This window comes from Bacillus sp. SRL337 (assembly GCF_984799155.1).
This window is the reverse complement of the sequence record NZ_OZ481793.1, coordinates 312,869-323,750: the sequence shown is the minus strand read 5'-3', so window position 1 is coordinate 323,750 and position 10,882 is coordinate 312,869. Positions and strand designations below refer to the sequence as shown.

At 45.9% G+C, this 10,882-nt stretch carries 9 protein-coding genes; all 9 read right to left on the bottom strand.

Annotated features, from left to right (window positions below; all coding sequences use genetic code 11):
- Positions 1-1,135 precede the first annotated feature (1,135 nt).
- The 9 genes from AC4E8A_RS01695 to AC4E8A_RS01655 all read right to left on the bottom strand — a co-directional run bounded on the left by AC4E8A_RS01695 (position 1,136) and on the right by AC4E8A_RS01655 (position 10,540).
- Positions 1,136-2,035 carry a nuclease-related domain-containing protein gene (locus AC4E8A_RS01695; protein WP_490196440.1) on the bottom strand — a complete coding sequence of 300 codons (900 nt, stop codon included), beginning with the start codon at positions 2,033-2,035 and terminating at the stop codon, positions 1,136-1,138.
- A gap of 110 nt (positions 2,036-2,145) precedes the next feature.
- Positions 2,146-2,976: an NAD(+) synthase gene (nadE, locus tag AC4E8A_RS01690; protein ID WP_490196439.1), complete on the bottom strand. Its 831-nt coding sequence runs from the start codon at positions 2,974-2,976 to the stop codon at positions 2,146-2,148.
- Positions 2,977-3,058: 82 nt separating this feature from the next.
- Positions 3,059-4,531 (bottom strand): nicotinate phosphoribosyltransferase, encoded by a 1,473-nt coding sequence (locus AC4E8A_RS01685; RefSeq protein ID WP_490196438.1) that lies wholly within the window; start codon positions 4,529-4,531, stop codon positions 3,059-3,061.
- Between the two features lie 509 nt (positions 4,532-5,040).
- On the bottom strand, positions 5,041-5,295 hold the full coding sequence (locus tag AC4E8A_RS01680; protein ID WP_490196437.1) for a hypothetical protein: 255 nt from the start codon (positions 5,293-5,295) through the stop codon (positions 5,041-5,043).
- Positions 5,296-5,376: 81 nt separating this feature from the next.
- Positions 5,377-6,393 carry an LLM class flavin-dependent oxidoreductase gene (locus AC4E8A_RS01675; protein ID WP_490196436.1) on the bottom strand — a complete coding sequence of 339 codons (1,017 nt, stop codon included), beginning with the start codon at positions 6,391-6,393 and terminating at the stop codon, positions 5,377-5,379.
- Between the two features lie 285 nt (positions 6,394-6,678).
- The gene (locus AC4E8A_RS01670; protein WP_490196435.1) at positions 6,679-7,455 is read right to left on the bottom strand and encodes a FixH family protein; all 777 of its coding nucleotides are present in this window, start codon (positions 7,453-7,455) and stop codon (positions 6,679-6,681) included.
- Between the two features lie 19 nt (positions 7,456-7,474).
- The gene (locus tag AC4E8A_RS01665) at positions 7,475-8,914 is read right to left on the bottom strand and encodes a sensor histidine kinase (protein ID WP_490196434.1); all 1,440 of its coding nucleotides are present in this window, start codon (positions 8,912-8,914) and stop codon (positions 7,475-7,477) included.
- On the bottom strand, positions 8,892-9,563 hold the full coding sequence (locus AC4E8A_RS01660) for a response regulator transcription factor (RefSeq protein WP_490196433.1): 672 nt from the start codon (positions 9,561-9,563) through the stop codon (positions 8,892-8,894). The genes AC4E8A_RS01665 and AC4E8A_RS01660 overlap by 23 nt, the downstream gene beginning before the upstream one ends.
- Positions 9,560-10,540 carry a YncE family protein gene (locus tag AC4E8A_RS01655; RefSeq protein ID WP_490196432.1) on the bottom strand — a complete coding sequence of 327 codons (981 nt, stop codon included), beginning with the start codon at positions 10,538-10,540 and terminating at the stop codon, positions 9,560-9,562. The genes AC4E8A_RS01660 and AC4E8A_RS01655 overlap by 4 nt, the downstream gene beginning before the upstream one ends.
- Positions 10,541-10,882 lie beyond the last annotated feature (342 nt).

Sequence of the window (10,882 nt, the reverse complement as noted above, 5' to 3'; positions counted from 1 at the left end):
TGACCACATCGATTTTCTTTTTTACGGATTCCATCGCCTCATTGACGCTCTTTGACCACATCGATTTTCTTTTTTTCTGATTCGACCTCCTCATTGACGCCCTATGACCACATCGATTCTCTTTTTTCCGGATTCGACCACCTCATTGACGCTCTATGACCACATCGATTCTCTTTTTTACGGATTCCATCGCCTCATTGACGCCCTTTGACTACCTCGATTGGTCTTTTTTCTGGTTCGAACACCTCATTGATGCTCTATGACCACATCGATTTTCTTTTTTACGGATTCCACCGCCTCATTAACGCCCTATGACCACACCGATTCTCTTTTTTCTCGATTCGACCCCCTCATTGACGCTCTATGACCACATCGATTTTCTTTTTTACGGATTCCACCGCCTCATTCACGCCCTTTGACCACATCGATTTTCTTTTCTACGGATTCCACCGCCTCATTCACGCCCTATGACCACATCGATTTTCTTTTATCCCGGGATCGACCACCTCATTCACACTCTATGACCACTTCGATTTTCTTTTTTCCGGATTCCACCGCCTCATTGACGCTCTATGACCACACCGATTCTCTTTTTTTCTGATTCGACCTCCTCATAGACGCCCTTTGACCACATCGATTCTCTTTTTTCCGGATTCCACCGCCTCATTGACGCTCTATGACCACATCGATTTTCTTTTTTACGGATTCAACCCCCTCATTGATGCCCTTTGACCACATCGATTTTCTTTTTTACGGATTCCACCGCCTCATTCACGCCCTATGACCACACCGATTCTCTTTTTTCTCGATTCGACCCCCTCATTGACGCTCTATGACCACATCGATTTTCTTTTTTACGGATTCCACCGCCTCATTCACGCCCTATGACCACATCGATTTTCTTTTTTCCGGAATCCACCGCCTCATTGACGCTCTATGACCACACCGATTCTCTTTTTTCTCGATTCGACCCCCTCATTGACGCCCTATGACCACATCGATTCTCTTTTTTCCGGAATCCACCGCCTCATTGACACTCTATGACCACATCGATTTTCTTTTTCCCCAGACTCGACCACCTCATAGACACCCTTAGCTTCCAGAATCACTCCCCTGATAGCTAAAGACCTCAAAATTATAAATAGTGTGCTGATTTCCCATGCCCTTTAAGTGTAAAATTAGTTCTTAATACTGTTTGTATTGTTCTGATATCTTTAAAAGTCCCGCACCAATTATAAATTGTGTTTGTGGTCATCTTTAGATTTGGAAATAACAATCTAAACTCCCTGACACTCCGTAAAACTGCTTCCGTACACTTCTCCCGCTTACCGCAATTTTTACAAATTAAAGTAGTTTGGACTGATCCATAAAACACCCCGCAACCAGGACAAACAATCCCCTTCCGCAGTCCCTCATAGGTAAAGGCGGGCACACTGGTATAAGGCAGGTCGTCCTTCAGGAGAGAGCACAGTTTCTCTGCAAGCTGGATGTCGGGGCGAGTCGGTTTCGAGCTTTGCTGCTGCAGTTTTTCTCTGAAGCGCATGAGCTGGCTGGGATAAACGATTGGTAAAGTGGATGGGACATCGTATAGGTGGAATTCCGGATGGACAAACACAAGATGGGGTTTTACAAAGATGCGCCAGCCCATGCTTTTGACAAGCTGGTTGATGAGGGTTTCCGCTTTTTCGAGCTGGAGGAGGGGATTTTTGACTGCATTTCCTTTCGGGGAGTGGCATTTGTCTTTTTTGATGAGGTAATCGCCTTCGAAGTTCTTGATTTCAAAGATATGAAGGGTTCCTGCGGTGATTCCGAGGGAGTCATTTTGGAAGTGGTTGTTGTGCACAGTGAAGGTTGCGTCATGGAGGAAAATCATATCCTTCAGGGGGTCTGCCCACTTATCGAAGTTCACTTCTCCTAGGTACCCTTTTTCTTTGTACTGGTAGTAGCTTTCTTCCTCTTCGGTAAAATTCATCCGCGGCCGCAGCGCCCTCAATAGTTGCAGCTCCTTTGGCACGTTCCGCTTTTTAAAAATCAATCAGCATCGCTCCTTTCACTTCATATGTAAATCTTATACAAAATCCCGCCCGGAATCCATCATAAAAACCGGCCAGGGGCTTAAAGCTCCCAGCCGGCCGGCCAGCAAGATCATTCTTTCCACCAGTCGTCGAACACAGTGATGGGCAGTTCCCGTTTGTGCCTTGTTTTCAGGAAGTGTCCCTCGATTGTCTTCGCAGATTCCGGGGAAACTTCTTTTCCTTCCAGGAAGTCGTCAATTTCTTCGTATGTTACACCAAGTGCTTCTTCATCCGGAACCATTGGTTTGTTATCTTCGAGATCGGCAGTCGGAACTTTAGTATAGAGATGCTCCGGTGCACCCAGCTCTTTCAACAGCGCTCTTCCCTGACGCTTATTCAAGCGGAAGATCGGTACCAGATCGGCGGCTCCATCACCGTGCTTTGTGTAGAACCCTGTTACCGCTTCTGCGGAATGGTCCGTCCCCAGAACAACACCTTTATTCATTGCAGCCATGCTGTATTGGACCTTCATGCGTTCGCGCGCTTTTTCATTTCCCTTTGTGAAATCCGACAGCGCGACTCCAGCCTCTTTCATTGCCGTGGCGCTGGCATCCACTGCCCCTTTAATGTTGACAGTGAATGATTTGCTCGGCTGGATGAATTCGACTGCATCCAGGGCATCCTGCTCGTCATTCTGTTTGCCGTATGGAAGGCGCACGGCAATAAACTGGTATTCATCCGTCCCGTTCTCCTCATTCAGTTCATCCACCGCTTTTTGGGCAAGCTTCCCGACAAGAGTGGAGTCCTGTCCGCCGGAGATTCCCAGTACAAGGCTTTTTAAGAAAGAATTTTTCTTCAAGTAGTTTTTCATGAGATCGACGCTGCGTCTGATTTCTTCTTTTGGATCAATTTCTGGTTTCACATTCATTTCTTCAACGATTTGTTTTTGCAAAGAATCCATCTTGTTATTTCACTCTCCTGCCAGGATTTTTAAAAATATTCTATTATTATAATACCATTGCTTCTAAAGCCACAAACATTCGTTACTGTTTGCTCTCCTGGTATGCCTGCACCTTTTGTTTGACCTCTTCAATATTCCGCATCTTGTTGTTCCAGCATTTTTCGCTGAGATCGACGGGGTAATCTTCAGGATTCATCAGGCGTTTATACTCGTCCCAGAGCACTTCAATATTCTTTTTGAAGTATTCACGGATTTCCTGCAGTGATGGTGTCTCGTAAACCAGTCTGCCATTTTCAAAGATATCGGTATGAAGGTCTATGGCTTCGAAATTAGTGACAAATTTGCTTATAAAGGTGTGGACAGGATGGAACATTTTTATTCGATCCTGTTCCTGAGGTTTTTCTTCCTCCAAGGTGATATAATCCCCTTCTGACTTTCCGCTCGTCCTATTGATGATTCTGTACACATTTTTCAACCCGGGGGTCGAGACTTTTTCAGCGTTGCTGGATATCTTGATGGTATCCGTCATTTTACCGTCTTCATTCTCGATCGAGACCAGTTTGTATACAGCACCGAGCGCAGGCTGGTCGTACCCGGTGATCAGTTTCGTCCCAATTCCCCAAGTGTCGATTTTCGCTCCCTGGGCTTTCAAGTTCATGATGGTATACTCATCCAGATCATTGGAAGCGACGATTCTTGCTTCAGGAAATCCTGCTTCATCGAGCATTTCTCTCGCTCTTTTTGAAAGATAGGCCATATCCCCGCTGTCCAGGCGGATCCCCTTGAAGTTTATCTTATCTCCCATTTCCTTAGCGACCTGAATGGCAGCCGGCACTCCGGAGCGCAGGGTATCGTATGTATCCACCAGGAAAACGCAGTCTGTATGGGATTCAGCGTATTTTTTAAAAGAAGTATAATCGTCACGATAGGCCTGAACCAATGAATGGGCATGGGTCCCGGCTGTTGGAATACCGAACAGCTTGCCTGCACGGACATTACTCGTTGCATCAAAGCCGCCGATGAACGCTGCCCGGGTTCCCCAGATTGCCGCATCCATTTCCTGCGCGCGCCTTGTACCGAACTCCATCACGACTTCATCATCAACAACTTCCCTGATGCGCGCTGCTTTGGTGGCAATCAATGTTTGGAAGTTCACAATGTTCAGCAGTGCGGTTTCGAGGAGCTGAGCCTGCCCTAGAGGCGCTTCCACCCTAATCATCGGTTCGTTTCCGAATGCAAGCTCCCCTTCCTTCATCGAGCGGATGCTGCCTGTGAACCTCATTTCCTGCAGGTATTGTAAAAAATTTTCTTCATACCCGATTTCTTCACGGAGATACTCTATGTCCGTTTCACTGAATTGAAAGTTCTCGATAAAACGGATCACTCTCTCAAGGCCGGCAAAAACTGCATATCCGTTGCCGAAAGGAAGCTTCCGGAAAAATAATTCAAATACCGCTTTCTTTTCGTGCAGTCCGTCTTCCCAATACGTTTTTGCCATATTGATTTGATAAAGGTCTGTATGTAAAGCAAGGCTGTCATCAGGGTAGTTGTACATCTTATTCACTCCTTCGGGTTGCGATTGTCTAGTCAGTCTTCATTCTATATAAATAGACTATTTTTTATATTTTAACCATAAATTGCGATTTTCACCGGAATGGGGATTTTCCCTCACAACTTAAAACGCCAGCAGGCATCAATCCAGCTGGCGTCTCACCTTTTAAAATAAGGCTGTTTTCGCATATATTGTTGCTTTCGGAAAAATCCCAAGTGTCGGATTTTTCCCCTGTATTCATAGGGTTTTACTCTCGAAAAAGAACGGGCAGCTCTTTTCTTTCCTGCTCACCGCGGTTTTAACGACGATTTACCAGGATATTAGTTGAAATTTATATTGAATAGCAACAAAGTTTACGAAAAGAGCCTAAAATAAAGGCTTTCTTCTTGAACTTTTACAATTTAATACGAAAGCTAAAGAATATGACCCTCATTCAGCTGGAAAATCTCCGGAAGTAAGCAATTGCGAGAGAATAGCATTCGTGCCCCTGGGGGAAAATCCGGGCTCTCTACCTATATTAATAATCCAAACAGCGTCCCGATGATTCCCAGGATCAACGCAAGGATGAACCAAAGAATGGATAGGATGACAATGACCCAGCCCAGGCCCTTCCTGCCTGTCTGAATAAAATAAATGCCCAGGACGAGCGTACCAAAAATGAGCCCGAGAATTCCCCAGAGCCATGGATTCTTTCCTCGTTTTCTGGCATCGACAAACAAATAGATCGCGATGATTATATTAACGATAAAACTTAATGAAAATTCCAAGATTCCACTCCTTTACTCTTTTTCTAGTTAGATTTCCCGAGGAGTGGCATCTTAAACCAAAGGCCTGCTCAGCTTAACCATTTACAGGTCTTTATTATCACTCAATCTGAATTCTTCAGCTAGCAGCCCAATCACCTTTTTCCGATTTTCTATGCCTGAAACATTTGGAATGACCATGATCTCATCCGTCTCAAATGCGTCTGCAATGCGTTCAATCTCTGCTTTGACTTTTGGCGGCGTCCCGATGAGCATCCGCCTGCGGTTCTGCCGGACTCCCTGCTCCTCGCTGGCAGTAAAGCCCCGCTTCTTTGCTGTCTCAATTGATGGGTAATACGGCGGCTGATTATTCGACTCCACAAAATACAGCCACAGATCGAATGCTTTCGCCAGGTCTTCTGCTTCCGCTTCTGTTTCCCCGACTACAGCAAATACGGAAACGATTGTCTTGGGGTGTTCAAGGAAAGCAGAAGGCCGGAATTGCTTGCGATAGTCTTCAACGATCGTTACCCCTCTGCTCCCCGGTTTCGCAAAATGGGCAAAAACATATCCGGTCCCTTGCGCAGCAGCCACCCTGGCCCCTCTTTCCCCCGAGCCCAGCATCCACATCTGTGGTGCGGTAGGAATCCTGGGTGCTGCAATCAGTGATGGAAACCGGTGTTCTTCTGTTGTGGTGTCTGTAAAATAGTTATTCAGGTCAGCCACCTGCAGTTCATAGGAGTTCTTCTTTGTCTTTCCTTCATTCAAGGCAGTATTGACAACCCTGTAGCTTGGTGACCTGCCAATCCCGAGGTCGATTCTGTTTGGATGCAGGGCTTCCATCATGCGGAAGTTTTCTGCGACCTTATAGCTGCTGTAATGGGGCAGCATGACACCTCCCGATCCGATACGTATGGTGGAAGTCGAGGTCGCCAAGTGCATCATCAACATTTCAGGGCTGCTGTTTGCAACGGAGTCGACCATGTGATGCTCCGATACCCAAAACCGCCGGTACCCCAGTGAGTCGGCATACGTCGCAAGTGCCGTCGTCTCCCAAAGTGCCTGATGCGCGTCTGCTCCTTCATCTATCGGCGAATAATCCAGTACGCTCAATGAAATCATATTAGATCTCCTTTATCTATTGTTGCTGATATTATAAAGAAATTGAAGGTATGGGTCATTCAGGAAGGCTCAGCACATGCACTTTCCCGCTTTAAAGCATGAAGAGGGACTGTCCCTTTTAGCGCTTTAAAGCAATGAGGGACTGTCCCCGGATGCTTTAAAGTGGTAAAGCGTCACAGTGATAATAAAAAAGAAAGCGATGTTTCAGACATCTGCTTCCTTCCTGATTTGTATTTATCTTTCTCACAATAGGCTGTTCATAAAACGTGTATTTATTTCCTGTGTTTAGTTTGCCGTCATCACTTTCTCTTTATGAGTGTGCAGTTCACCTTTCTCCACATGGAGCTTCACTTGATAGGACCCTGGTTCTGCGAAGGTATGGAGCGCTTGGTATTTTCCTGTATCAGTCTCCTCTGCATCGATGAACTCATGCTTTTCTTCTCCATCCTTCCATATCTCGAACCGGACATCCGCTTCTGTCAATGGCTCTTCCCCGTTCATGGCATGGCCAATCAATTCGACTTCTTCGCCCGCTTTCACTGTATCATCTGCCATGATATGTGCGGAGGCTTCTCCATGATCGTGGGAACCTTTATCTCCATGGCCTTCTCCTTCTTCGTGGGCATGTTCTGTCTCTTCAACATCACCAATAGCCAACTCCAGTTTAGGCATCGTGTGCATGTCCCTTGCTGTCACATGGGAGATGACATAATAAACTCCCGGTTCGTCCACCGTCTTGCTGGTGGAGTAAATGCCTTCCTCCTGGGACTCACCCTCAAGCATTTCATGTTCTTCCGATTCTTGTCCTTCTTTCCAGAATTCGAATTCCACTTCATCCGCGTCATCAACACCTTCATCACCCTGGGTGACTTTTGCCTGTAACGTGAACTCTTTTCCATCCTTGAGCTCATCCTGCCCTGGTTCAGTGGTGATTTCGACCTCCACTGGCTGGATCATCTCCTCGGTTTCCGACGTGTTCTGTTCATTATCCTGAGCTCCGCAGGCTGCGAGAAACAGTGCACTGCCCAGTGTGATTGTCATCCATAAAGAATTGGGTTTCATTTAAAACATCCTCCTAAATTTATTCGTCCTCAAAGGACATGGAACGGAATGCCAGTGATATCGACGTTCCTTTTCCCGGTTTGGATTGTATATCAATGGTGCCGCCATGCTTCCACACAATCTGCCTGACGATGGCCAGCCCCAATCCAAATCCACCTTCATCCCTTGTCCGCGGCTTATGGACCCGGTAAAAACGATCCATGATGTTTTCCAGGTCCTGTTCCGGAATGCCGCGCCCGGTATCTTTTATCCTGAGAACACTGAATCCCTCTGTTTGTCGCATTTCCACTATAATTTCTCCTGCCCCTTGGGTATACCGAATCGCATTATCCAGGAGATTGCTGATCACCTGCTCAAGCCGGTCGGCATCTCCTTCTATGATTGCCTCTTCATCAAGCTGAAGATAGAGATGGATGTTCTTCTTCTCCAAGGGAAGCCTGAATCTTTCGGTCACATCCATAACCACCTGAGCGAACGGAATCGGTTCATGCTTCATTGGATACGAATCCCCTTCCAGCTGGGCGAGGTCCAATAAATCATTGACAAGCCGTGTCAAACGGGCTGTTTCGTTCTGGATGATCCGCAGGTATTTCCGCTGATCCTCCTCACTTTCAATGACTCCCTCCAGGATGGCTTCAGTATATCCTCTCATATAACTCAAAGGAGTTCTGAGCTCATGGGAAACATTTTGTAAAAACTCTCTCCTATTACTCTCCACTTCTTCCAATGATTTAGCCAGCTGGTTGAATGACCGAGCCAGCGAGCCTATCTCGTCAGATGAGGGAACCTCAATCCTTTTTGAAAAGTCACCGGATGCCATCCTTCCCGAAACCATTTCCATCTTCTTCAGCGGCTGAATCATCTGTGAGGCAATTTTTCTCCCTGACCACACAACCATTAAAACGATGAAAACTGCCAAGCCAGCCAGCACATATCGAATCGATTCGAAAGGGGCATATACATCCTCCAAAGGCATGTACAGAAAAATGGCTCCTGTAAGAATATCTCCTTCCAGCAAAGGAATTGCCACCGCTAAGATGTCCTGATCAAATACCGGATGCTGACGGACCATTGTTACGGTTTCCCCGTCTAAAAGTCTCTGCCTTTCTTCAAACGTGATCAATGTTTCACTCGCCATATCCCCATATGGGAGAGAGGCGCTGAGTTTCATGGGATCTTTGGTAAAAATGATATCAGCTTCCGAATTTTTCTTTGTCCACTCCACGAGTTCTTGGAATTGTTCCCCATCCCGTTCCTCCAGGTAAGCTTCTTTTAAGTTTTGCCCTTGGAGATGAATCAAGTCCTTCTGTTTATCTACATATAACTTTTCATACAAGTAAAAGGTCAGCCCAATCGTGATCATAACCGTGATGATCGTAACTACAGCAATTGTCAGCCAGATTTTCTGCCGCAGGCCGATACGTGTGAATCTCTTTTTAATTGAATTTATAACCAACACCCCAAACCGTCTGCACATATGAGCCTGCGGATTTCAGTTTCAATCTCAGTGTTTTAATATGAGTATCAACGGTGCGGGCGGTACCTTCACTCTCAAACCCCCAAACCTTATCCAGGAGCTGATCCCTGCTGAATACCTGACCTTGATTCTGCATAAGAAGGGACAGCAGCAGAAATTCTTTTCTAGTCAACGTTACTGTGGAGCCATCGACATTCACCACATGCCCTTTCAAATCAACCGTTAACTCTTCATGGCGGATCGTTCGGCTCTTGAGGCTTTCACTAGTAAATCCTTTTGACCTTCGGAGAGCGGCCTCAATTCTGGCTATGAGTTCCTTTGGACTGAAAGGCTTCACTACATAATCATCTGCGCCGGCTTTCAGGCCTGTCACGCGGTCATCCTCGTTCCCTTTTGCTGTCAGGATAATGATGGGGACATCTGAAAAGGTCCGAATTTCCTTCGCTGCCTCCAGTCCGTCCATCAATGGCATCATTATGTCGAGCAAAACTAAATCAATGTTTTCCCTTTTCAATACATTGATGGCTTCTCTGCCGTTGCCTGCCGAAAAGACAGAATAATCATGTGCCTTCAAATAAGAGCTCAACAGTCCAATCATATCTTTTTCATCATCTGCAACGAGTATATTCACTCCGGCCCACCTCCCTCGATAATGGCAACAGGGCCCCCTTTTATGTCAACCTCTGATGTAATTTCAAATGTGTCAAGATTCAATATAAAAAGAGAATTGCTATCGATGCTTGTGACATAAAGTGAATCTTTATTTCCAATGACATCATACGGGTTGGCCCCCACCTTGATATTTTCCGTATCGGAGACATCCGTAGAAATCTTGTAAAGTTCATGTGACCCATGACAAACCACATAGAGATCGTCACTGGCCGGGGGGCTGAAAAATTTAACAGGCATCAGCCCGACCCTGATACGGTCAAGCTGTTCACCGCTCTTTGGGTCGATTACATAGACAAAACGGTTCAAGTCTCCGTGGACAGGTCCATGCCCGCCGACATAAAGCTTCGAATCTTTAAACCAAACGCCCTCGGGCAGATAAGGAACCAGAAACTCTCTCGTCACTTCAAGCTTATTCATGTCGATCGCAGATACAGAAGAGCTTTGCTGGTTCACGGCGAATAGGAGACCTTCCTCCTCATCCACTGCCATCGATAAAGGAAAATCCCCTACAGGAATCGACGCCGTCACTTTTTCCTCTTCTATATTAAATACCTTGATCTCATTATTAGCGCTGTCCGCCAAGAAAAGCTGCTTTGTGTCATCGCTATATAACAGCTCATTGACGCCTGAACCCAGGTCTTCCCACTGCTTCCGGTTTCCGCTCCTGGTGTCCAATAAGGTTAAGCTGCCGCTGTCTTTACTGGTGTAAGCAATATTCTCCTCATCAATCCGGACCATATCTGCTATCGTTTCATCCAATTTAACCGTACCCGTCACCTTCTGCGTGTCTTTATCAATAAACGTCAACCCGGCATCCTTCAAATGCGAAACCATGAGTGTGTTCTCTGCATTATCGGGAAGTGACAGTCTATTATTTTTACAGCCGGATACAATTAACATTAAACTTACCAAAATATAAATAAGAGTTCTATTCATAAAGGACCTCGAATCCTTTCTTTTAGTTCAAGTTTACCCAACACTCTATAGTATAGAATAAAAATTTGAAATCTTTGCGAAGTATTAAGGATGAATTGTGAATTGAGTAACTTTTTTCTGTATTGAAAGGAGAATTCCCGTGATCATAAAACAGGTATCTCAATAAAGCGGAGGTGACTCAGACTGTAGCTCATTTTTTTAAAAAAGTGATTCCTTCTCCAGGCGCACGACTCCGCCCTGATGGAGGTGCCCCCCCTCGTTGGCATAAAAAGCCGCCGTTCAGCAGCGTATAAATTAGAATACAAAGGAACTATAACACGCAAGCCGATGTAGGCTTATCGC